Below are 21,604 nucleotides of genomic sequence, written 5' to 3' on the forward strand. Positions count from 1 at the left end.
ACCCGATCGCCGGTCGGTCACCGCCAGGCACCGCTGTCAATCGGCTGCGACGACGCGTCACGCGGCATCCTCGCGCGCCGGACGCGTCATGATTGACCCATGACGAGCACGGAGACCCGGTCAGACAGACACCCCGAACGGACCGGCGGCTTCCCGCTCCCCCCGATCCGTCAGCCGATCCGCCGGATCGGAGCGCGGACGTTCGACTTCTCGAAGCAGGTCGCGGTCATGGCGATCATCAACCGCACCCCGGACTCCTTCTTCGACCAGGGCGCGACGTTCTCACTCGACCGAGCCGTCGACGCCGCCGTGAGCGCCGCAGAACAGGGCGCCGACTGGGTCGACATCGGCGGAGCCAAGTTCGCCCCGGGGCCGGAGATCCCCAGCGCCGAGGAACTCGACCGCGTGCTCCCCGTCGTCGAGGCGTTGGCCGCACGGAGCGACGTCGTCATCTCCGTCGACACCTTCCGCCCCGAAGTGGCGGAGGCCTGCATCGCGGCAGGCGCCTCCGTCATCAACGACACCACGGGGATCCACGACCCGGCTCTCGCGGACGTCGTCGCCGCGAGCGACGCCACCCTCGTCATCACGCACAGTCTGGCCAGGCCGAGGCAGCCGCATCCCCGCCCACACTACGACGACGTCGCCGGTGAGGTCGCAGCCTTCCTCGCGGCCCGCGTCGACCTCGCGATCTCACACGGCGTCCCCGAGTCACGGCTCATCGTGGACCCCGGGCACGACCTCAACAAGAACACCGTGCAGACGCTCGAACTCACCCGTCGGTTCGACGAGATCGCCGCGCTCGGGCTGCCGACGCTCGCCGCGGTCTCGAACAAGGACTTCATCGGCGAGTCCCTCGACCGACCGAAGTCGGAACGCCTCGAGGGCTCCCTGGTGTCTGCGGCGGCGTGCATCCTCCTCGGCGCCCGCATCGTGCGGATGCACGCCGTACCAGAGTCGATCGCGGCCGTGCGGATGACCGAGGCGATCCTCGGCTTCCGCGGGCCGGTGGCGCCCGTCCACAACGTCTGATCCGGAACCCTCGAGGAGTCGCATGAGCATCCCCAGCATCACGAGCCTGGTCCCCACGCAGGACCGACCGCTGTCGGTCGACGAACTCGTGGCGGCGTACACCGTCGAGGACCGATCCGCCACGACCGTCCGCGTGAACTTCGTGACGAGCCTGGACGGTGGGGCGACCGTCGACGGCGTCTCCGGCGGGCTCGGCGACCCGGCCGACAAGACCGTGTTCGACATCCTGCGTCGACTCGCGGACGTCGTGCTCGTCGGTGCCGGGACCGTGCGCGACGAGGGCTACGGTGCCATGCGGCTCGATGTCGACGCCGCGGCGTGGCGCGACGACCACGACCTCCCCCTGCACCCGGTCTTCGCGATCGTGTCGGGCTCGCTCGACCTCGATCTCCGCTCGGAGGTCTTCACCCAGGCACCGGTCCGGCCCCTCGTCGTGACGACCGACCGCGCCGACCCCGCGAAGCGCACGGCACTCGAGGCGGTCGCCGACGTGGTGGCATGCGGCGACGAACACGTCGAACCGGCGCGTGTCGTCCAGACGCTCTCCGACCGTGGCCTGCGGCAGATCCTGTGCGAGGGCGGTCCGGCGCTCTTCGGCTCGTTCATCGCTGCCGACGCCGTCGACGAACTCTGTCTGACGATCAGTCCGACCCTCGTCGGCGGGGAGAGCGTCCGGGTCGCCGCAGGTCCCGCGTCCGAGGTGCCGCGAGCGATGCGGTTGCAGCACCTCCTGCGCGCGGACGACCTCCTGATCTCGCGGTACATGCGAGCCTGAGCCGTCGGCTTCCGCGCCGTCGACACCCACCCCTCGATCGTCTGATATCTCAGTAGACCAGCACTGCTACGCTGGCGGCCTCCCCCCATCCGATGATCTCTTGGGATGCTGCATGCGCGTTTCGACCAGCCCACTCCGTCCGATCCTGACCGCGACCCTCGTGCTGGCGGTCGGCTGGACGCTCTCGATGATCCAGCCGTCAGCGGCCGGAGCGTCGGTTTCCGAGCCGACGACCGACGCAGCGGGTGCTCCACGCGGGGAGGTCTTCCACGAGGACTTCGAACGCGCACCCGACACCGGTACGCCCATGTCGGTCCGCGACTACCTGGGCCGTTCGGACCTGCGGTTCGACGCCGACGACTTCTGGACGGACCGAGCGGCGTGCAACGGCTTCATCCTGTCCGCCTCCATGACGGGCGCCGAGCCCGGCGACTGTCTGGACGCTCCGAGCGCTCTGGCGCACGTCCGAGCCCTCGCCGGAGTGCTGGGTATCCTCAACGGCACCGATCCGAGGTCCAATTCCGTCGTTGCGGCCTACACCCAGACGAACGGTCCCGACGGCGCGGTCGAGCTCGAGACGACCACATTGGTCCCACTCGCGACCGGTTCCGGCCGCTTCCTGACCGCCTCCGTGAACGTCGCGTCCCTGAACTGCTTCGCAACGGTCCCGACCGCCCTGCAGCTCGCGCTGCTGACCCCCGACGGCGTCGAACACCCGGTGTCCGAGCAGGCGATCGACCCGTGCACGGACGACCGTGCCGAATCGTTCAGCCACGGCGGCGTCCCCGCTCGTGCCGGGCACTTCACCGCCGATGCCTCGATGCTGGTGGACGCGACCTCGATCGGTGTCGTCATGCGCAACGAGCAGGGCAGCGGATTCGGGAACGATCACGCCTTCGACGATCTGAGCATCATCGACGTGACCCCGACCCTCGATGTCGAGCTGTCGGAGGACACCGCTGTCGTCGGTGAAACGGTCCGCCTCCGCTTCCTCGTGCGCAACACCCCGGAACTCGCAGCGAAGGCCGGCTGGTCCGTGCAGACGGCCTTGCCCGGTGGACTCGCGGTCGCCGCCGATCCGCGCGTCAGCGCGAGTTGCACGGCGGAGGTGACCGCTCCGGCGTCCGGGGCCGACATCGCGTTCACCGGCGACCTCGCGACAGGCGAGGAGTCCTGCACGATCGAGGTCGACGCCACACCGGTCGCTCGTGGCGCGCTGACCGTCGCCCTGACGGGTGACGCCGTCCGCGGGCTCGACATCGGCTCACAGCCGGCCCTGACGGCCATCGACCGGGTCGCGATCGAGAGCCCGGTGTCCGATGCCCTCGTGGAGTCCTCACGACCGACCTTCGCCGGAACGGGCGAGCCGGGCGCCGACATCACGGTGCGCGACGGCGAGGGCCACACCCGGTGTGAGACCACCGTCGACGCGTCCGGCCGCTGGAGTTGCACGAGCACCGTGACCGTCGAGTCCGGCGAAGCGGTCGTCCGCGTGGAACAGACCGCCTCTGAACTCAGCAGCACGGACGAGACCACCTACCGCGTGCTCGTCCCTGAGCTGGCCGCGGAGGGCACCGTCCGCCTCGAGATCCAGGGTGCCGACGGATCATGGGTTCCGGTCGAGGGTGAGACCGTCACGACCGACCCGGGTGACCGGCTGCGCGTCATCGCGACGGTCACCAACACCGGCGCGAACGCGCTGGGCGACATCACGCTCGCGGAGACGCCGGACACCCGCCTCACCTGCACCAGCGAGCTCATCGAGCCTGGCACCTCGACGGTCTGCGCCAGTACCGAACCGCTCGTCCTGACGCCGGCCGCGCTCGACGACGGCTCGTTCGCCCACGCGTTCGAGGCGGTCCTGACCGGGTACTCGCGCGCGTCGGACCACGCCGCCATCGGGTCGGTGACCGCCGCCGACACCGGTCGTCTACCGCTCCCGGACGCACCCCGCGTCTCGACGGGGGCACTCCACACCTCGCTCGGCATCGTGTGGAGGGTCGCGCCACTCGATCCGCAGGCGCCGCTGGCCCGGACGGGAGCAGAGGTCCCGCTCTCCACCGCACTGCTCATCAGCGGACTGCTCCTGGTGGGCGCGGTGCTCGTCGGCGCCGGCACGCGCCGGGGCCGACGCGTCCGCTCACCGCTCGGCTGAGCGGGCGTCAGGCGCCGTGGAACCGGGTCTGTGCAGCCAACAGGCCCTCGTTCACGAGGAGTTCGACCGCATCGGCCGCGTCGGAGACCAGCATGGGAAGCTGCTCCCGCTCGGTTCCCGCGAAGTCCTTGAGGACGAAGTCGGCGGCGTCCTGACGGCCCGGCGGCCTACCGATGCCGACCCGGACGCGCAGGAACTCGGGGGTCTTCAGCGCTGAGGCGATGTCGCGGATGCCGTTGTGCCCACCGTGCCCACCACCCTGCTTGAGCTTGATCGAGTCGAAGGGGATGTCGAGCTCGTCGTGGACGGCGATGACGTGGTCGGGGTCGACGGAGAAGAACTGGGCGAGCGCGGCGGTCGGGCCGCCTGAGAGGTTCATGTAGCTGTTCGGCTTGCCGAGGACGAGCTTCGGGCCACCCGGCACGAGCCGCCCCTCGGCCACGCGCGCGTTGCCCTTGTGGGTCTTGAAGGTTCCGCCGATCCGCTTCGCGAGCTCGTCGAGGACCATCTGCCCGACGTTGTGCCGGTTGCGGGCGTACTGCTCGCCCGGGTTCCCGAGTCCGACGATGAGCCACGTGTCTGCAGCCATGCTGCCTTCCTGATCGAACGCCTCGGCGCGACCGGTGAGACCGGCCAGAAACCGAGCGAACCTGCCGCCTGCCATGCACCGAGACTATCGGGGCGGGCGGGCGACAGGTTCGTCTGCTGGAGTGCTGACTACTCCGCGGCCTCGGCTGCGGTCTCCTCGGCGGCGGCCTCAGCGGCCTCCGTCTCCTCGTCCGCCGGAGCGGCCGGGACGGTGATCGCGACGATGAGGACGTCGGCCTCGGTGATGAGCGAAGCGCCCTTCGGGAGCTCGAGGTCGCCGGCCAGGATCTGGGCGCCCTCTTCGAGGCCCTCGACGCTGACGGTGACGCGCTCGGGGATGTGGGTCGCCTCGACCTCGAGGCTCACCGTGGTGGCGTCCTGGTTGAGGATGGTGCCGGCGGCGGACTCTCCCTCGATGGTCACGGGGATGTCGACCTGGACCTTCTCGCCCTTCTTGACCACGATGAGGTCGAGGTGCTCGATGATCTGGCGCACGGGGTCCTTCTGGACGTCCTTGACCAGCGCGAGCTGGCCCGTGCCGGCGATGTCGAGCTCGAGCACCGCGTTGGACTTGCGGAGGATGAGCAGCATCTGGTGGCCGGGCAGCGAGACGTGCACGGGCTCGGTGCCGTGGCCGTAGAGCACGGCCGGGATCTTGCCGAGGGCACGGAGCTTGCGGGCTGCGCCCTTGCCGAACGATTCGCGGAGTTCCGCGGTGACCTTCAGGTCATCGGACATGATGTTCTCCTCACGGGTCTTGCACCCGGTTGGTCGTGCCGCGACGATGCGCGGCGGAATGGATGAGTCAACTCGAACGCGTATCTGCGTGAGGAAAAGCCGGAAGCCAGACCACCGCGTCGATCACGGAAGCTGCCACGGGCCGCTTCCCTCGCCGAAGTTCAGTGGGAGAGTCTATCGCACCGCGCTGAGGCCCGCGACCGCCTCGTCCACGATCTCGTCGACGGTGGCGTCGACGTCCACCACGAACCCCGGTTCGTCGGCGTCCAGGTCCTCGAGGAGCGCGAACTGCGAGTCGAGGAGCGACGGCGGCATGAAGTGACCGCTCCTGCCCTCCATGCGGCGTCCGAGCACCTCGCGCGAGCCGTGGAGGAGCACGAACCGCACCCCGGGCGCCTCCGCGAGGATCGCCTCCCGGTAGGCCCGTCGGAGTGCGGAGCAGGCCATCACGAGCCCGGTGTCCGAGGCGTCGGCGAGTGCTTTGCCCACGAGGGCCAGCCAGGGCCAGCGGTCGGGGTCCTCGAGCGGCGTGCCGGCGGCCATCTTCCGCACGTTCTCGAGCGGGTGCAGGGCGTCGGCGTCGACGAAGGGCACCCCGAGCCGGTCGGCGATCAGCACTCCGGTCGTGCTCTTCCCGGACCCGGACACGCCCATGACGACGACGAGCGGTGCATTCACACGGAACCCCCTGTGGTCTCCGGCCGATGGCCGGGCGGCCGGCTCGTCCGACCCGCACAGCACGATACCGGACACCCCCGGACGGTCCGCTCGGACCTCACCTGCACGCGGGGTCATTGAGAGGTGCAGCGACACCTCCCTTTGCTACGGTTGCAGGACGGGCCGTGCCCGGATCGACGAGGGTGTCGCCGCTGTCCCGCAGCCGCCCCCAACGACTCCTGAGCGCTCGGAACGCTTCCCGCATCACCCACTCTGAAGGAGAACCACATGGTGAACACCGCCGAAGCTCGCGCCAACATCGGCGTCGTCGGTCTGGCCGTCATGGGCAGCAACCTCGCACGCAACCTGGCGAGCCGCGAGGGCAACACGGTCGCCGTGTACAACCGCTCCCCCGAACGCACCGACCTGCTCGTGAGCGAGCACCCCGAGGCCGGCTTCGTCGCGTCGAAGACCATCGAGGAGTTCGCCGCGTCGCTCTCGAAGCCACGCACCGCGATCATCATGGTGCAGGCTGGCAAGGGCACCGACGCCGTCATCCAGCAGCTCACCGAGGTCTTCGAGCCCGGCGACATCATCGTCGACGGCGGCAACGCACTCTTCACCGACACCATCCGCCGCGAGAAGGCCGTCCGCGAGACGGGGATCAACTTCGTCGGCGCCGGTATCTCCGGCGGCGAGGAAGGCGCCCTCAAGGGACCGTCGATCATGCCGGGCGGCTCCGCCGAAGCGTGGGAGACCCTCGGCCCCATCCTCAAGTCGATCGCCGCGATCGCCGAGGGTGAGCCCTGCGTCACCCACGTCGGCACCGACGGCGCCGGCCACTTCGTCAAGATGATCCACAACGGCATCGAGTACGCGGACATGCAGCTCATCGCCGAGGCCTACGACCTCATCCGTCGCGGCACCGGCAAGTCGCCGGCCGAGATCGCGGAGATCTTCGCCGAGTGGAACCGCGGCACGCTCGAGAGCTACCTGATCGAGATCACCGCCGAGGTCCTCAAGCAGGTCGACGCGAAGACCGGGCAGCCGCTCGTCGACGTCATCCTCGACCAGGCCGGCGCCAAGGGCACCGGCGCGTGGACCGTGCAGACGGCCCTCGACCTCGGCATCCCGGTGTCGGGCATCGCGGAGGCCGTGTTCGCCCGTTCGCTGTCGTCGAAGCCGGCGCAGCGCGCAGCGGCCCGCGAGCTCGCCGGTCCCTCCGAGGAGTGGACCGTCGCCGACCCCGACCAGTTCGTCGAGGACGTGCGCCAGGCGCTCTACGCGTCGAAGATCATCGCCTACTCGCAGGGCTTCGACGAGATCGTCGCCGGTGCCGAGCAGTACGGCTGGGACATCAAGAAGGGCGAGATCGCGAAGATCTGGCGTGGTGGCTGCATCATCCGTGCGCAGTTCCTCAACCGCATCACCGAGGCCTACGAGGAGAACCCCGAGCTGGTCGCCCTCGTGACGGCGCCCTACTTCAGCGACGCCGTCGCGGAGGCGCAGGACAGCTGGCGCCGCGTGGTCGTCGCAGCCGCCCAGGCTGGCATCCCCTCGCCGGCGTTCTCGTCGTCGCTGTCGTACTACGACGGACTCCGCGCCGAGCGTCTGCCCGCAGCGCTCGTCCAGGGCCAGCGTGACTTCTTCGGCGCGCACACCTACAAGCGCGTCGACCTCGACGGCACGTTCCACACCCTCTGGTCGGGCGACCGCAGTGAGGTCGAGCAGGCGGGCTCGAGCCACTAGCTCACGGCCTGCAGACGCAGAACGCCCGGTCCGAGTCGGACCGGGCGTTCTGCGTACCAGCGGAAGGTGACGGGCTACGCAGCGCCGTCGAACATGCTCGTCACGGAACCGTCGTCGAAGACCTCATGGATCGCCCGGGCGATGAGCGGCGCGATCGAGAGGACGGTCAGCTTGTCGAAGCGCTTGGCCTCGACGACCGGCAGGGTGTCGGTGACGACGACCGAGTCGATGGCGTCGCTCTGCAGGAGTTCGACCGCCGGGTCGGAGAACACCGCATGGGTGGCCGCGACGACGACACCGATGGCACCGGCGTTCTTGAGCGCTTCGGCAGCCTTGACGATCGTGCGTCCGGTGTCGATCAGGTCGTCGACGAGCAGGCAGACCCGCCCCTCGACCTGGCCGACGATCTCGTGGACGCTGACCTGGTTGGGGACCAGCGGGTCGCGGCGCTTGTGGATGATGGCGAGCGGCGCTCCGAGCTTGTCGCTCCAGATGTCGGCCACGCGGACGCGGCCCATGTCGGGCGAGACGACCGTCAGCGTCGAGGCGTCGAGCTTGGCGCGGAAGTGCTCGAGGAGGACCGGCATCGCGAAGAGGTGGTCGACCGGGCCGTCGAAGAAGCCCTGGATCTGCGCGGCATGGAGGTCGACCGACATGATGCGGTCGGCGCCGGCGGCCTTGAAGAGGTCGGCGACGAGGCGGGCCGAGATGGGCTCGCGTCCGCGACCCTTCTTGTCCTGGCGCGCGTAGGGGTAGAACGGGGCGACCACGGTGATGCGCTTGGCGCTCGCCCGCTTGGCCGCGTCGACCATGATGAGCTGTTCCATGAGCCACTCGTTGATCGGAGCGGTGTGCGACTGGATGACGAAGACGTCGGTGCCGCGGATGCTCTCGTCGTACCGGGCGTAGATCTCGCCGTTGGCGAAGGTCCTGGCATCGGTGGGGAGGAGCTCGGAGTCGAGCTCCGCCGCGATCGCCTCGGCGAGTTCCGGGTGGGCTCGTCCGGAGACGAGAACCAGCTGCTTCTTGTTGTCCGCCGTGATGCCTGACACAGACCCTGCCTTCTGCCGGAATGCTCCGGCCTCACTCACGAGTCGACGTTACCAGCAGCAGCCGCGTCGTCCGACACGGCATCGACGGCCGGGGTCGCCGATGCGGCGCTCGCGGCCGTCGCGGCAGCCGTGCCCGGGCGCTTCTGCTCGACCCAGCCCTCGACGTTCCGCTGCTGAGCCACCGTCAACGCCAGCGCCCCTGCCGGGACGTCCTTGCGGATGACGGTGCCGGCACCGGAATAGGCGCCGTCGCCGACGCTGACCGGGGCGACGAGCGTGTTGTGCGCGCCGGTGCGGACGTGCGATCCGATGGTCGTGCGGTGCTTGTGCACACCGTCGTAGTTCGAGGTGATCGTGCCGGCACCGACGTTCGACTCGACGCCGATCTCGGTGTCGCCGATGTAGCTGAGGTGCGGGACCTTGCTGCCCTCGCCGATCTGCGCGTTCTTCGTCTCCACGAAAGTGCCGATCTTGCCGCGCTCGCCGAGCACCGTGCCTGGTCGTAGGTAGGCGAACGGCCCGACCTCGGCACCGGCGCCGATGACCGACAGCGTCGCGTCCGTGCGGCGGACGCGCGCACCAGCGCCGACCTCGGTGTCGATGAGCGTGGTGTCCGGACCGATCGTCGCACCGGACTCGACGACCGTCGCGCCGAGGATCTGCGTCCCGGGAAGCAGGGTGACGTCGGCGTGCAGCCGCGCCTTGATGTCGATCCACGTCGTGGCCGGGTCCTGGACGGTCACGCCGGCGAGCTGCCAGGCGCGCACGAGGAGGGCGTTCAGTTTGGCCGCGGCGGCGCTCAGCTGGGCGCGGTCGTTGATGCCCTCGACCAGCCAGGAGTCGCTCACAGGGAGCGCCGACACCTCGGAGCCCGCGCGTCGCAGGAGGCCGATGACGTCCGTGAGGTACTTCTCCCCCTGGGCGTTGTCGGTGGTGACCTCGGCGAGGGCGTCGCGGAGCTGGCTCACGCCGAAGAGGTAGACCCCGGCGTTGATCTCGTTCACAGCCCGCTCGGCATCGGTCGCGTCCTTCTGCTCGACGATGTAGTCGAGTGCCCCGGCCTCGGTGCGGATGATGCGTCCGTAGCCGGTCGCGTCGTCGGGCATGGCAGAGAGGATGGTCGCCGCGACATCGTGGTTGCGGTGGCGTTCGATGAGCGTGGTGAGCGTGGCGGCGTTCAGCAACGGGACGTCGCCGTTGACCACGAGGACGTCACCGTCGAAGTCGTCGGGCAGCGCCAGGAGCGCCTGTTCCACCGCGCGACCGGTGCCGGGCACCTCGTCCTGGTCGACGATGGTCGCGCCCGGGAGCTCCGACTCGATGGCCTCGACGAGGCGGTCGCGCTCGTGGCGGACGACGGCTATGACGTGCCCAGCGTCGAGCGAACGGGCGGTCGCCAGCACGTGGCCGACGATCGGCACGCCGCCGAGCGGGTGCAGGAGTTTCGGCAGCGCCGACTTCATGCGGGTTCCCTGGCCAGCAGCCAGGATGATGATGGCCAGACGGTCGTCGGTCACGTGTGCTCTCCCTCGGTCCGGGCACTGGCCCGGTCGGTGATCGGTCGCTCCGCCACCAGGATTCGAACCTGGACCGAACAGCTCCAAAGGCTGCCGTGCTGCCGTTACACTATGGCGGACCACCACCCGGAGGCCGGGCAGCGTGGTCAATTCTGCCAGACGGATCCTGTGCTGCCGACTCGGATCCGATACGACACGAGCGTTGCCTCGATAATGGTGGGATGCCAGCTAGCACCGATGAGGTCGACCGGATCGTCGACGCCTGGAACCGCGAGCGCCCGGACCTCGACTTCTCGCCCCTCCAGATCCTCTCCCGTGTCGCCCGGCTGTCCCGCCACCTCGACCGCGCACGTCGGGCGGCCTTCACCCGGTCGAACCTCGAGCCGTGGGAGTTCGACGTCCTCGCGGCGCTCCGTCGCGCCGGCTCCCCCTACCGGCTGAGTCCGAAGGCCCTGCTGCTCCAGACGCTCGTCTCGAGCGGCACGATGACGAACCGCATCGACCGCCTCGTTGAGCGCGGACTCGTGGAACGCCAGGGCGACCCCAACGACGGCCGCGGCATCCTCGTGCAGATGACGAACGCGGGACTCAACACGGTCGATGCGGCCATCACGCGCCTCGTCGACGCCGAGGCGGACCTGCTCGACGGGCTGAGCTCGACCGAACAGGCGCGGCTGACCGTCCTGCTGCGGAAGCTCAGCCTCGACTTCGACTAGCGGAGCACGCTCGGTCACTGAGCCTGTCGAAGTGCGCCCTTCGACAAGCTCAGGGACCGGGTGGGGTGGCTCAGGGACCGGGTGGGGTGGCTCAGGGACCGGGTGGGGGTGACTCAGGGACCGATCAGCGCCGGAGGATCTTCCGGGCCAGCCAGTTGCCGAAGAACTGGATGAGCTGGACGAGCAGGATGATGATGATGACCGCGGCCCACGTGACGACCGGCTCGAACTGCCGGAAGCCGTACTGGATCGCGAAGGCACCGAGCCCACCGCCGCCGATGAAGCCCGCGACCGCCGACATGTCGACGATGACGACGAACACGAAGGTGTAGCCGAGGATCAGCGGACCGAGCGCCTCCGGAAGGACGATGCTCAGCAGCGTCCGGAGCCGGCTCGCTCCCGCGGCACGCGAGGCCTCGATGACCCCGGGCGACACCGTCAGCAGGTTCTGCTCGACGATCCGGCTGATGCCGAAGGTCGCCGCCAGGGAGATGATGAAGATGAACGCGTTCGCGCCGATGCCGGTGCCGATCACGAGTCGCGACAGCGGCTGGGCGGCCGCGAGGAAGATGATGAACGGGATCGGCCGGAAGATGTTCACGATCACGTTGAGCACGCCGTAGAGCACGGGGTGCGAGTACAAGTTGCCGGGCCGCGTCACGTAGAGACCGGTGCCGACGACGAGCCCTGCGATCCCGCCGAAGAGCAGGCTGAAGGAGACGAGGTAGAGGGTCTCGACGGTCGCGTCGCCGAGCTTCGGGAGCAGATCGATCAGTGCGTCCATGTCAGCGCACCTCCGTCACGGTCGCCTGGGATCCGATGGCGGTCAGCGCTCCGTCGATCGTCTGGTCGTCGCCGCGGAGGGCGAGCGTCAGGTGGCCGAACGCGCGACCCTGGATGTCGTTGATCCCGCCGTAGACGAGCTCGAAGTCGACGCCCGCCTGCGCGAGCGTGAGGAAGACGCCGGCCTGTGAGGCGTCGCCGTCGCGGAACGAGAGGGTGACGATGCGCCCCACGTGCCGTTCCTTGAGCACCGCCAGCTCGGCCGGCGACGGGACGCCCTTGATGACCGTCGACACGAAGCGCTTGGACGCGGCGTGCTGCGGGTCGGAGAACACCTCGAAGACGTCGCCCTGCTCGATGACCTTGCCGCGCTCCATGACGGCGACCTTCGTCGCGAGCGACTGGATCACCTCCATCTCGTGGGTGATGACGACGATGGTCACGCCGAGGTCGCGGTTCACCTGCTTGAGCAGCGCCAGGACCTCCTGCGTGGTCTCGGGGTCGAGGGCGCTGGTCGCCTCGTCCGCGAGCAGGATCCGGGGCGAGGTCGCGAGCGCGCGAGCGATGCCGACGCGCTGCTTCTGCCCGCCGGAGAGTTGGTCGGGGTAGTTGTCGGCCTTGTCGGACAGCCCGACGAACGTGAGCAGCTCGTCGACGCGGGTGCGGATCTCCGCGCGGGGACGTCCGGCGACCTCGAGCGGGTACGCGATGTTCTTCCGCACCGACTTGGAGTTGAAGAGGTTGAACTGCTGGAAGATCATCCCGATGCCGAGGCGGAGGTCGCGGAGGCCGCGCTCCGAGAGCGTCGTCACCTCGGTGCCGTCGACGACGATGCTCCCCGACGTCGCGGGCTCGAGCGCGTTGATGAGGCGCACGAGGGTCGACTTACCGGCACCCGAGTAGCCGATGATCCCGAAGACGTCACCGGCCTCGATGTCGAGGTCGACGCCGTCGATCGCGGCGATCGGCGCGGCGCCCTTCTGCGGAGACGGGTACCGCTTCGCGACGTCTCGGAGGCTGACGAGTGGCATGGGGGGTGTCCTCGGTGTGTCGTGTGATCAGGAGGCGGTGGAACGACGAAGCGTTCCTGTGGGAGCGGATGACAGCCTCCCACAGGAACGCTCTGAACGTCGGATCAGCCCTTGGCCTTGATGTCCTTCTGGACGGTCTCGAGCGACTTCACGAGGTCCTTGACCGGGGTCTTCAACGGAACCGCGGTACCGCCGGAGTTCTCCACGACGCCGTCGACGACGGACTTCGTGTCCTGGTAGATCTTCACGAGCTTCGCGTACGTCTCGTTGTCGGCGTCTGCGGCCTTCGCGGCGAAGATGTTGACATACGGCAGCGCGTTCGGGTCGGACGGGTCGTCCTCGGCGATCGCGTCGGACGCCTTCAGACCGGAGTCGTTGATGAAGTCGTTGTTGATGATCGCGCCGGTGACGTCAGGCAGCGAGGTCGGCGTCAGCGAAGCCTCGAGCGAGGTGACGGTGACCTTCGACTTGTCGGCGATGATGTCGTCCGGCGTCGAGAAGATGTTCCCGCCGTCCTTCAGCTCCAGCAGGCCTGCGGACTGCAGGACGAGGAGCGCACGAGCCTGGTTGCTCTCGTCGTTCGGGATGGCGATCGTGTCGCCCTTCTTGATGTCCTTGACGCTGTCGACCTTGGTCGAGTAGAGGCCGAGGGGGTAGATCGCCGTCGAGCCGATGGGCGTGAGGTCCTCACCGGAGGCCTCGTTGTACTGCGCGAGGTAGACGATGTGCTGGAACTGGTTGAGGTCGATCTCGCCCTCGGTGAGCGCCGGGTTCGGCTGCGTGTACTCGCCGAAGTCGACGATGTCGACGAAGATGCCCTCCTTCTCGGCGGCGTCCTTGTACGTCTCCCAGTAGGGGTCGCTCGCGCCGACGACGCCGATCTTGACGGGGTTCGCCTCGGTGCCCTTGTCTTCAGCGGCGGCGCCTGAGCCTGAGCCGCCGGCGCATCCGGCGAGGAGCGCGATGGCGGGGATGATGGCCAGTCCGGCCAGAAGCTTCTTCGAGAAGGTCATTGCTGTGATTCCTCTTTCGGGTGGTGCGCGCCGGTGGACGCTGATTCGACGGTACGTCGGCCTAGCAGGGATGACGAACCGGTGCGTAACACTTCGGAACAGAGCGACGAACGAGGTGATCCGGTCGCCGTGAGTGGGCTATTCGACGAGCTCGGAGAGCTCCAGCCAGCGGACCTCGAGGTCGGCGATCTCGCCGTACATGGCCTGGATCTTGGCGCCGAGCGCGGTGATCCCGGCGAAGTCGCTCTGGTCGTGGACCGCGACCTTCTCGTGTGCCTGCTCGATCTGACCGTTGAGCTTGTGGAGCTTGCGGTCGATCGCCTTGATCTCCTGCTGCGCGTTCCGGAGCTCTGCACCGCTCAGCTTCGGTGTCTTCTTGGTCGGGCCACCGCCTGAGGCCGTCGGGCGGTCGTGCTCCTGGGAGCGGCTGCCGGCCGTCCCGGCGTTGAGCTCCAGGTACTGGTCGATGCCGCCGGGCAGGTGCCGGAAGTGGCCGTCCATGATCGCGTACTGCTGGTCGGTCACCCGCTCGAGGAAGTACCGGTCGTGCGAGACGACGAGCAGGGTGCCCGGCCACGAGTCGAGGAGGTCCTCCATGGCGGCGAGCATGTCGGTGTCGAGGTCGTTGGTCGGTTCGTCGAGCACGAGGACGTTCGGCTCGTCGAGCAGGATGAGCAGGAGCTGCAGGCGGCGGCGCTGACCACCCGAGAGGTCCTTCACCGGCGTCGACAGCTGCGCGCTCGTGAAGCCGAGGCGTTCGAGGAGCTGTCCCGGGGTCATCTCCTTGCCGCCGGCGACGTAGCTCGTGCGCTTGCGCCCGATGACGTCGCTCACGCGGTCCTGCTCGTACTCGGCGAGCTCGTCGAGCTGCTGCGTGAGCGTCGCGACCTGCACGGTCTTGCCGCGCTTGACGCGACCCTCGGTCGCTTCGACCTCGCCCGTGACGAGCCCGAGGAGGGTGGACTTGCCGGCGCCGTTCACGCCGAGGATGCCGGTGCGCTCGCCCGGGGCGATGCGCCACTCGACGTCCTTGATGACCGTCCGGTCGCCGTAGGACACGGTGACGTCGAGGATGTCGACGACGTCCTTGCCCAGGCGGGCGGTCGCCATGCCGGCCAGCTCGACCGTGTTGCGCACGGGCGGCTCGTCGGCGATGAGCGCGTTGGCGGCCTCGATGCGGAACTTCGGCTTGGCCGTGCGGGCGGGAGCGCCACGGCGCAGCCAGGCGAGCTCCTTCTTCATGAGGTTCTGGCGCTTGGCCTCGGAGACCGCGGCGGAGCGGTCGCGCTCGACGCGCTGCAGGACGTAGGCCGCGTACCCACCCTCGAAGGGTTCGACGATGCGGTCGTGCACCTCCCACGTGGCCGTGCAGATGGCGTCGAGGAACCACCGGTCGTGGGTCACGACGAGCAGGCCGCCGGAGTTCTTCGACCAGCGACGGTTGAGGTGCTGCGCGAGCCAGGTGATGCCCTCGACGTCGAGGTGGTTCGTGGGCTCGTCGAGGAAGAGGATGTCGTGGTCGCCCACGAGCAGGGCGGCGAGGGCGACCCGGCGGCGCTGACCACCGCTGAGGTCGGCGACGAGGGCGTCCCAGGCGATGTCGGAGGCGAGGCCGGAGATGACGTCGCGGACCTTCGGGTCGCCCGCCCACTCGTGCTCGTCGAATCCGCCGACGATGGTCTGGCCGACGGTCTTGTCGTGGTCGAGGGTGTCGGACTGGTCGAGCACGCCGACCGTGACACCGTTGCGCACCGTCACGCGTCCGGAGTCGGGCTCCTTGCGGCCGGCGAGGAGGCCGAGGAGCGTGGACTTGCCGTCGCCGTTGCGGCCGACGATGCCGATGCGGTCGCCCTCGTTCACCCCGATCGTGATGCCGTCGAAGACGACCTTGGTCGGGTACTCGAGGTTGAGCGCTTCAGCGCCGAGAAGGTGTGCCATATCCGGTCAACGATACCGGGCCCGGGCGTCGACCACCGCCCGTGCACCGTAGGCTGCACGGGTGCCTCTGTTCTCCCGTTCCCGCCGACTCCCGTTCGGCCGTCGCGACGCCCGGATCACCCTCCTCGACAAGCGGACGCAGCGCTACGAGCTCAGCGTCGACGACATCCCGCAGTCGGTGGTCTCCCTCGCGGACCCCCGCTCGCTCGAGTACCCGTACATCCGGCACATCGCCCGCGTGATCGACGCCGAGGCGCCGGCGGGCGAGGAGCTCGTCGTCGTCCACCTCGGTGCCGGCGCGCTGACGCTCCCCCGCTACGTCCAGGCGACGCGTCCGGGATCGCCGCAACTCGTCGTGGAGTTCGAGCCGGAGCTGTACGCCGGGATGCTGGAGGCGCTGCCGCTCCCGGACGGCCACCGGGTCGAGGTCCGCTTCGGTGACGCCAGGGCCGTCGCGGACGAGCCGATCGACGAAATCGCTGCCACCGACGGGGACGTCACGGCATGGCGGGACGCGAAGGTGACCGTCGTCGACCTCTGGGACGCCGCGGTGATCCACCGTCGGGTCGCGAGCCTCGAGTTCTACCGCCGCGTGGCAGCGCGGTCCGCGGACGACGGCGTGATTGCGGTGAACCTCCTCGACGGCAGCCCCTTCGACTACTCGAGACGCCAGGCGGCGACCCTGCGAGCCGTATTCGCACATGTCGCCGTCGTCCTCGACTTCGATCCGGTCGACGACGAGGGGCCGCTCGGCAACGTCGTCGTCTTCGCGAGCGACGCACCGCTCGCGGCTGTGACGCACCCGCAGCTCTTCGGCGCTCCCGCCCCTGAGCAACTGCACGGTGACGCCCTGACGGCCTGGATCGACGGGGCGACGGTCATGACCGATGCCGACGGCGAAGACTCCCCCGACCCCGACGACCCCCGCTGGGACTGACGACCAGACCGTCACCGGGGCCCTCCCTATGCGCACCCATCCCGTTGCGCTACGGTGGGCGTAGCGCAATGGACCGATCCGACCGGACTCCGGCGTCGCGCGGAGGAGGTTGGTCGGTGCCCGTCTCCCGACGCGTCTCCCGCGCTCAGCAGATGAGCGACCGCATCCTCGACGCAGCGCTCGACCTCATGCGCTCGCGCGGCTCGGTCGCCGTCAACATCGAAGCGGTCGCGGAGACCACCGGCGTGGCGAAGACGACGATCTACCGGCGGTACCGCAACCGCTCCGAGCTGCTCACGGCGGCCGTCGCGCGCGCCATGGAGACCCCGGTCGAGATCCCCGAGAACCTCTCCACCTACGACACCTTCACCTGGCTGCTCCACGAAGCCCGGGCGATGATCGAGGACGTGGTGGGCCGGGGCACGATCGCGTCGATCCTGCTCCAGGACGACCCCGAGTTCTCGACGCTGCTCCGCGACCTCACGAGGAACCGGGCGCGCGCGCTGTCCAACCTGGTCGACGAACGGATCTCCACCGGCGATCTGAAGCCCGGACTCGACGGCCGCCTCGTCGCGACTCTGCTCCTCGGTGCGGTCCTCGGACAGCTCGTCCGCGGCGCCGACATGGACGACGACTGGGCGGACCAGGTCCTGTCCGTCCTCTGGCCGGCACTGGCCGCATGACGCGAGGCAGCACCCCGCCGCACGCTGCGGTGATCTACAACCCGACGCGCATCCAGCTCGAGCGCGTGACGAGGCTCGTCGACGCCGCGGCCACGGACGCCGGCTGGGGCCCGACGAGCTGGATCCCGACCCGCGAGCGGTCGACCGCGGTCGACCAGGTCGCCGAGGCGCTCGGAGGCGGCGCGTCGCTCGTGATCGCCGCCGGCGGTGACGGGACGGTCCGCGAGGTGGCCGGGGCGATGCGTCACACCCGGACGCCGTTCGCCGTCGTCCCCGTCGGCACCGCGAACCTCTTCGCCCGGAACGCCGGTATCCCGATCGACACGGCCACCGCCGTGCGGGCCGTGTTCACCGGGGAGGACCGGAGCGTGGACGTCGGCGTCATCGAGTACCGGAACCCCGACGGCGTCCGGCGCAGCACCCCGTTCCTCGTCATGTCCGGCTTCGGCGTCGACGCGGACATGGTGGCCTACGCCGACCCCGTCCTGAAGCGCCGCTTCGGCTGGATCGCCTACGTCGTCCCGATCATCCGCGGGCTGTTCCGCCGCGACCGGCCCCGCGTCTCCTGGAAGGAGGACGGCGGACCGATCCGGAGCGGACGGACGCACACGATGTTCGTCGGAAACTGCGGCACCGTCTCGGCGGGCCTCGACGTCCTCCCCGACGCACTCCTCGACGACGGTGTGCTCGACGTCCTGATGGTGCGGTCCCTCGAGGGGTGGGACGGGGTCCGGGTCACGCGCTGGCTGCACCGCGCGAACAACCCCGTCGCCCGGTTCTCCAAGGGAAGACGGACACGGGGCCGCCGCGTGCAGCCGAGTGCCGTCGAGACGGCTGGTTCCGCCGGCGGGGCGCTCCGCTACCTGCGGGTACGACGGATCGATGTGACGGTCTCACCACCCGCCGAGTTCCAGGCAGACGGCGACGGGATCGGCCTGGTCTCGGCGGCCCGGCTGACCGTCGACCCCGGTGCGCTCATCGTCCGACTACCGGTGACGGCGGCGCGATCGGGTCGGCTCCGGCCCTGAGCCCGCCCTTCGACAGGATCAGGGACCGGAAACGGCTCAGTCCGCGAGGATCTTGCCGGGGTTGAAGTTCGAGCCGGGGTCAGCGCTGTCGAAGAGGCCGCGCATGATCGCGACGCCCTCGGTCGAGATGTCCTGCTCCATCCACGGCGAGTGCTCGACGCCGACCGCGTGGTGGTGCGAGAGGGTGCCACCGTGGTCGACGAAGGACTGCTGGATCGCCGACTTGACCTGCTCGTACTCGCCGATGGGGTCGTCGCCGGTGATGAACGCGAAGGTGAAGTACAGGCACGCGCCGGAGTGGTAGGAGTGCGACAGGTGGCACATGATCCAGCCGTGCACCCCGAGCTTGTCGTACGCGGCGTTGGCGGCGTCGTTCGCGGCGTCGTAGACCTCCTGCAGGCGCGACCAGGGCGCCGCGGTCTCCGAGACGTCTGCCGCGGCTCCGCGGTCGAGGAGGAAGTCGCGCAGGTACGGGGTGTCGAACTTCTTCTGGTCGTAGAGGGCACCGGGGCCCTTGCCGACGCCGATGCCGCCGTGCTTCCGGACGATCGAGCCGACGAGGCCCTTCTCGTACCGCACGTGCGACGCGCTGCCCTCGTAGCCGATGAAGGAGAGGCACAGCTGCTCGAGGTCCCAACCCCTGGCCGTGAGCACCTTCATGAGCCCCTTGGTGACCTGGGCCGAGACGCCGGTGCTGGCCTTGCGGGTCGCGAGCGAGAAGCCGCTCTCCCGGGCGTTCGACACCCGGGTGACCGACGGGCTGGCGTCGCTCTCAGCGATCTCGTGCATCGCCGCGAGCCCGGCCTCCCAGGTGGGGAAGAAGTAGCCGAGGACCTCGCGGACGGCGGGCGTCCGGTGGACCTGCACGGTGACCTCGGTGATGATGCCGAGTCGACCCTCGCTGCCGATGATCATCTCGCGGACGCTCGGCCCGGTCGACGCACTCGGCACGGGGCGGATCGCCACGATGCCGTTCGGGCGCACCATCCGCAGGCCCTTGGTGATGTCGGCGATGTCACCGTACTTGTCGGACTGCATGCCCGAGGAGCGGGTCGCGACCCATCCGCCGAGCGTGGAGTGCGTGAAGCTGTCGGGGAAGTGGCCCATCGTCCAGCCTTTGGCGCCCAGCTGCTCCTCGATCGAGGGGCCCTGCGCGCCGGCCTGGATGGTGGCGAGACCGGAGCCCTCGTCGATCGACAGGACGCGGTCGAGCCGGCCGAGGTCGAGGGAGATGATGACCCGCTCCTCGGTCGGCTGCGGGTCGAGCGAGCCGGCGATGTTGGTGCCGCCGCCGAACGGGATGATCACGGCGTCTGCGGCGACGGCTGCAGCGACGACCGACGCGACCTCGGCCTCGTCAGCCGGGTACACGACGAGGTCGGGCGTGCGGGGCAGGTCGTTCGCGCGGATCCGGAGCAGGTCGCGGATGCTCTTGCCGTAGGTGTGGACGACGCGTTCCTGGTCGTCCGTGGTCACGTGACCCTGACCGACGAGCGTCGAGAGCTCGGCGATGAACTCCTCGGACGCGCGCGATGCGGGGACGGTGAGCTCGTCGAAGCTGAGGTGCGCCTGCGCCGGCTTCCGGAGGTCGAGACCGACGGCCTGCTTCACGAACGGCGCGAAGTCCGGTTTGTTGCTGTGCTCGAAGGCGACCCCTTCGACTCCCCAGCCCCACCACTTCATGTGCTCCACAGACGTCATCCGGCTTCCTTTCGTGGTGTGTCGATCGAAACGTGTGCTCCCGGCTCGACCGAGGCGCGCAGCGCGACGATCTCGGCGACGACGCGGTCCATGAGCTGGACGGGCGTCTCGTTCGGCTGCGGGTGGATCGGTTGCCCGAAGACGACGCGCACCGGCGGTCGTCCGGGGACGGGCCAGTTGCGACCCTTCGGCATGGCGGAGTGGGTGCCGAGGACGGCCACCGGGAGGCACGGGATGCCCTGGCGGGTGGCGAGTGCCGCGGCACCGGGCTTGAACCGGCCGAGCTCACCCGTCCGCGATCGGCCGCCCTCGGGGAAGATGAGGATCGGGACGCCGCTCTCGAGCAGCTCCCGTGACACGCCTGCACGCTTGCGGTCACCCGAGCGGTCGACCGGGAACGCGTTGAAGAAGAGCGCGGCGAAGATGCGGCGGGCGGGCACGTCGAAGAAGTAGTCGGCCGCGACACCGGCGGCGAGGTAGCGCGACAACCGACGCGGCATCGCCCCGACGACGAGCGGTGCGTCGAGGTGCGACTGGTGGTTGGCGACGACGATGTACGGCCCGGTCACGCCCGACAGACGCTCGCGACCCGTCACCGTCACGCGGGTCAGCGACCAGACGAGCGGCTTCAGCAGCAGACGCTGGGCGACGAACCGCGCGTTGGCGTGGAGGGAGGAGGTGAACCGCGGCTCTGCGGTCATCGGCGGGCTCCTGACTGGGCGGCGTTGGCGGCTCGACGGCTCGAGGACATCCGGCCGGAGATCCACCGGATGGACGCACGGGGCGCGAACTTGACGAGGGCCATGAGGGCCTTGAAGCGGAAGCTCGGGATGGAGACGACGACCCCCCTCCCGGCGTCGCGGAGGGCGTCGGCGACGAGCCGGTCCACATCGATCCACAGACCTGACGGGATCGATCGGGTGCTGATGCCGGCGCGATCGTGGAACTCCGTACGGACCCACCCGGGGCACAGGGCCGTGACGCGGACACCCGAGCCGGCGAGCTCGACCGCGAGCGCCTCGGTGTAGGTGGTGACGAACGCCTTCACCGCGGAGTAGCCGCCGGTGGCGATGTACCCGGCCGTGCTCGAGACGTTGATGATGGTGCCGCGTCCGCGTTCCCGCATGGCGCGGGCCGCGGCGCCCGAGAGCGTGGTGACGCTCCGGCACATGACTTCGATCGCGTTGTCGAGCTCGCTCGTGTCGGGGTCGGTGAGCCGGGCGTGCACGCCGAACCCGGCGTTGTTCACGACCACGTCGATCGGTGACCCCTGATCCTCGATCCGCGCGGCGAGTCTCGCGACGTCGGCGCGGTCCGAGAGGTCGGCACTGATCACCTCGACGGTGCGACCGGTCGCGCGCAGTCGCTCGGCCGATTGCTCGAGCCGCCCGACGTCACGGGCGACGAGCACCAGGTCGAAGCCCCGTCCGGCGAGCGCCGTGGCGAACGCGGCACCGATGCCGGACGTCCCACCGGTGACGAGAGCTGTAGCCATGGGGATCAGAATACGC

Annotated in this window: 20 protein-coding genes and 1 tRNA gene; 8 read left to right on the forward strand and 13 right to left on the reverse strand. The window is 69.5% G+C overall.

Annotated features, from left to right (window positions below):
- Positions 1-99: 99 nt before the first annotated feature.
- The 3 genes from folP to CCK91_RS09250 all read left to right on the forward strand — a co-directional run bounded on the left by folP (position 100) and on the right by CCK91_RS09250 (position 3,962).
- The gene (gene folP / locus CCK91_RS09240) at positions 100-1,032 is read left to right on the forward strand and encodes a dihydropteroate synthase (protein WP_086473723.1); all 933 of its coding nucleotides are present in this window, start codon (positions 100-102) and stop codon (positions 1,030-1,032) included.
- Positions 1,033-1,054: 22 nt separating this feature from the next.
- On the forward strand, positions 1,055-1,807 hold the full coding sequence (locus tag CCK91_RS09245) for a pyrimidine reductase family protein (RefSeq protein ID WP_086473724.1): 753 nt from the start codon (positions 1,055-1,057) through the stop codon (positions 1,805-1,807).
- A 112-nt stretch (positions 1,808-1,919) separates the two neighbouring features.
- A complete protein-coding gene (locus CCK91_RS09250; protein ID WP_086473725.1) occupies positions 1,920-3,962 on the forward strand; it encodes a DUF7933 domain-containing protein in 2,043 nt (680 codons plus the stop codon).
- A gap of 7 nt (positions 3,963-3,969) precedes the next feature.
- On the opposite strand, the gene pth is transcribed toward CCK91_RS09250, so the two are convergent.
- From pth to CCK91_RS09265, 3 genes are all read right to left on the reverse strand, one after another.
- Complete coding sequence (gene pth, locus CCK91_RS09255) at positions 3,970-4,551, reverse strand: aminoacyl-tRNA hydrolase (protein ID WP_086473844.1); 582 nt, start codon at positions 4,549-4,551, stop codon at positions 3,970-3,972.
- Between the two features lie 128 nt (positions 4,552-4,679).
- Positions 4,680-5,288, reverse strand: a complete 609-nt coding sequence (locus tag CCK91_RS09260) for a 50S ribosomal protein L25/general stress protein Ctc (protein ID WP_086473726.1) — start codon at positions 5,286-5,288, stop codon at positions 4,680-4,682.
- A 174-nt stretch (positions 5,289-5,462) separates the two neighbouring features.
- Positions 5,463-5,966 (reverse strand): gluconokinase, encoded by a 504-nt coding sequence (locus CCK91_RS09265; RefSeq protein WP_229938709.1) that lies wholly within the window; start codon positions 5,964-5,966, stop codon positions 5,463-5,465.
- Positions 5,967-6,233: 267 nt separating this feature from the next.
- Between CCK91_RS09265 and gndA the strand changes: the two genes are divergently transcribed.
- Complete coding sequence (gene gndA / locus CCK91_RS09270; RefSeq protein ID WP_079001993.1) at positions 6,234-7,694, forward strand: NADP-dependent phosphogluconate dehydrogenase; 1,461 nt, start codon at positions 6,234-6,236, stop codon at positions 7,692-7,694.
- A 74-nt stretch (positions 7,695-7,768) separates the two neighbouring features.
- On the opposite strand, the gene CCK91_RS09275 is transcribed toward gndA, so the two are convergent.
- The 3 genes from CCK91_RS09275 to CCK91_RS09285 form a co-directional block, all read right to left on the reverse strand.
- Positions 7,769-8,746 (reverse strand): ribose-phosphate diphosphokinase, encoded by a 978-nt coding sequence (locus CCK91_RS09275; protein WP_086473727.1) that lies wholly within the window; start codon positions 8,744-8,746, stop codon positions 7,769-7,771.
- A gap of 35 nt (positions 8,747-8,781) precedes the next feature.
- Positions 8,782-10,263: a bifunctional UDP-N-acetylglucosamine diphosphorylase/glucosamine-1-phosphate N-acetyltransferase GlmU gene (glmU, locus tag CCK91_RS09280; protein WP_086473728.1), complete on the reverse strand. Its 1,482-nt coding sequence runs from the start codon at positions 10,261-10,263 to the stop codon at positions 8,782-8,784.
- Positions 10,264-10,310: 47 nt separating this feature from the next.
- A tRNA-Gln gene (locus CCK91_RS09285) sits at positions 10,311-10,382 on the reverse strand.
- Between the two features lie 102 nt (positions 10,383-10,484).
- Here CCK91_RS09285 and CCK91_RS09290 point away from each other — a divergent pair.
- On the forward strand, positions 10,485-10,979 hold the full coding sequence (locus tag CCK91_RS09290) for a MarR family winged helix-turn-helix transcriptional regulator (protein ID WP_064296482.1): 495 nt from the start codon (positions 10,485-10,487) through the stop codon (positions 10,977-10,979).
- 124 nt (positions 10,980-11,103) lie between these two features.
- Here the strand turns inward: CCK91_RS09290 and CCK91_RS09295 are convergent, their stop codons facing one another.
- The 4 genes from CCK91_RS09295 to CCK91_RS09310 form a co-directional block, all read right to left on the reverse strand.
- Positions 11,104-11,763: a methionine ABC transporter permease gene (locus tag CCK91_RS09295; RefSeq protein WP_064296483.1), complete on the reverse strand. Its 660-nt coding sequence runs from the start codon at positions 11,761-11,763 to the stop codon at positions 11,104-11,106.
- Position 11,764: 1 nt separating this feature from the next.
- Positions 11,765-12,793, reverse strand: coding sequence for a methionine ABC transporter ATP-binding protein (locus tag CCK91_RS09300; RefSeq protein ID WP_086473729.1), 1,029 nt, complete (start codon positions 12,791-12,793; stop codon positions 11,765-11,767).
- A gap of 104 nt (positions 12,794-12,897) precedes the next feature.
- Complete coding sequence (locus CCK91_RS09305) at positions 12,898-13,806, reverse strand: MetQ/NlpA family ABC transporter substrate-binding protein (RefSeq protein WP_086473730.1); 909 nt, start codon at positions 13,804-13,806, stop codon at positions 12,898-12,900.
- Between the two features lie 138 nt (positions 13,807-13,944).
- On the reverse strand, positions 13,945-15,744 hold the full coding sequence (locus CCK91_RS09310) for an ABC-F family ATP-binding cassette domain-containing protein (protein WP_086473731.1): 1,800 nt from the start codon (positions 15,742-15,744) through the stop codon (positions 13,945-13,947).
- A 61-nt stretch (positions 15,745-15,805) separates the two neighbouring features.
- Here CCK91_RS09310 and CCK91_RS09315 point away from each other — a divergent pair, with 61 nt between their 5' ends.
- The 3 genes from CCK91_RS09315 to CCK91_RS09325 all read left to right on the forward strand — a co-directional run bounded on the left by CCK91_RS09315 (position 15,806) and on the right by CCK91_RS09325 (position 18,392).
- Positions 15,806-16,681, forward strand: a complete 876-nt coding sequence (locus tag CCK91_RS09315) for a spermidine synthase (RefSeq protein ID WP_086473732.1) — start codon at positions 15,806-15,808, stop codon at positions 16,679-16,681.
- 116 nt (positions 16,682-16,797) lie between these two features.
- Positions 16,798-17,364: a TetR/AcrR family transcriptional regulator gene (locus CCK91_RS09320; protein ID WP_161578540.1), complete on the forward strand. Its 567-nt coding sequence runs from the start codon at positions 16,798-16,800 to the stop codon at positions 17,362-17,364.
- A complete protein-coding gene (locus CCK91_RS09325) occupies positions 17,361-18,392 on the forward strand; it encodes a diacylglycerol/lipid kinase family protein (protein WP_086473734.1) in 1,032 nt (343 codons plus the stop codon). Before CCK91_RS09320 ends, CCK91_RS09325 begins: the two co-directional genes overlap by 4 nt.
- Positions 18,393-18,428: 36 nt before the next feature.
- On the opposite strand, the gene CCK91_RS09330 is transcribed toward CCK91_RS09325, so the two are convergent.
- Genes CCK91_RS09330 through CCK91_RS09340 form a run of 3 tightly spaced genes read right to left on the reverse strand, consistent with a single transcriptional unit; the run spans position 18,429 to position 21,588 of the window.
- Complete coding sequence (locus tag CCK91_RS09330) at positions 18,429-20,093, reverse strand: FAD-binding oxidoreductase (protein WP_064296489.1); 1,665 nt, start codon at positions 20,091-20,093, stop codon at positions 18,429-18,431.
- Positions 20,090-20,794: a lysophospholipid acyltransferase family protein gene (locus tag CCK91_RS09335; protein ID WP_079705454.1), complete on the reverse strand. Its 705-nt coding sequence runs from the start codon at positions 20,792-20,794 to the stop codon at positions 20,090-20,092. The genes CCK91_RS09330 and CCK91_RS09335 overlap by 4 nt, the downstream gene beginning before the upstream one ends.
- Positions 20,791-21,588 (reverse strand): SDR family NAD(P)-dependent oxidoreductase, encoded by a 798-nt coding sequence (locus CCK91_RS09340; protein ID WP_086473735.1) that lies wholly within the window; start codon positions 21,586-21,588, stop codon positions 20,791-20,793. Before CCK91_RS09340 ends, CCK91_RS09335 begins: the two co-directional genes overlap by 4 nt.
- Between the last annotated feature and the right edge of the window lie 16 nt (positions 21,589-21,604).

The organism is Plantibacter elymi (nom. nud.) (assembly GCF_900177795.1).
GTDB classification, from domain to species: domain Bacteria; phylum Actinomycetota; class Actinomycetes; order Actinomycetales; family Microbacteriaceae; genus Plantibacter; species Plantibacter elymi.

What these genes read in the sequence shown, in the direction of transcription:
- folP (WP_086473723.1), top strand. Translation starts at nt 100, where the DNA reads ATGACGAGCACGGAGACCCGGTCAGACAGACACCCCGAACGGACCGGC.
- CCK91_RS09245 (WP_086473724.1), top strand. Translation starts at nt 1,055, where the DNA reads ATGAGCATCCCCAGCATCACGAGCCTGGTCCCCACGCAGGACCGACCG.
- CCK91_RS09250 (WP_086473725.1), top strand. Translation starts at nt 1,920, where the DNA reads ATGCGCGTTTCGACCAGCCCACTCCGTCCGATCCTGACCGCGACCCTC.
- pth (WP_086473844.1), bottom strand. Translation starts at nt 4,551, where the DNA reads ATGGCTGCAGACACGTGGCTCATCGTCGGACTCGGGAACCCGGGCGAG.
- CCK91_RS09260 (WP_086473726.1), bottom strand. Translation starts at nt 5,288, where the DNA reads ATGTCCGATGACCTGAAGGTCACCGCGGAACTCCGCGAATCGTTCGGC.
- gndA (WP_079001993.1), top strand. Translation starts at nt 6,234, where the DNA reads ATGGTGAACACCGCCGAAGCTCGCGCCAACATCGGCGTCGTCGGTCTG.
- CCK91_RS09290 (WP_064296482.1), top strand. Translation starts at nt 10,485, where the DNA reads ATGCCAGCTAGCACCGATGAGGTCGACCGGATCGTCGACGCCTGGAAC.
- CCK91_RS09295 (WP_064296483.1), bottom strand. Translation starts at nt 11,763, where the DNA reads ATGGACGCACTGATCGATCTGCTCCCGAAGCTCGGCGACGCGACCGTC.
- CCK91_RS09300 (WP_086473729.1), bottom strand. Translation starts at nt 12,793, where the DNA reads ATGCCACTCGTCAGCCTCCGAGACGTCGCGAAGCGGTACCCGTCTCCG.
- CCK91_RS09305 (WP_086473730.1), bottom strand. Translation starts at nt 13,806, where the DNA reads ATGACCTTCTCGAAGAAGCTTCTGGCCGGACTGGCCATCATCCCCGCC.
- CCK91_RS09310 (WP_086473731.1), bottom strand. Translation starts at nt 15,744, where the DNA reads ATGGCACACCTTCTCGGCGCTGAAGCGCTCAACCTCGAGTACCCGACC.
- CCK91_RS09325 (WP_086473734.1), top strand. Translation starts at nt 17,361, where the DNA reads ATGACGCGAGGCAGCACCCCGCCGCACGCTGCGGTGATCTACAACCCG.
- CCK91_RS09330 (WP_064296489.1), bottom strand. Translation starts at nt 20,093, where the DNA reads ATGACGTCTGTGGAGCACATGAAGTGGTGGGGCTGGGGAGTCGAAGGG.
- CCK91_RS09335 (WP_079705454.1), bottom strand. Translation starts at nt 20,794, where the DNA reads ATGACCGCAGAGCCGCGGTTCACCTCCTCCCTCCACGCCAACGCGCGG.
- CCK91_RS09340 (WP_086473735.1), bottom strand. Translation starts at nt 21,588, where the DNA reads ATGGCTACAGCTCTCGTCACCGGTGGGACGTCCGGCATCGGTGCCGCG.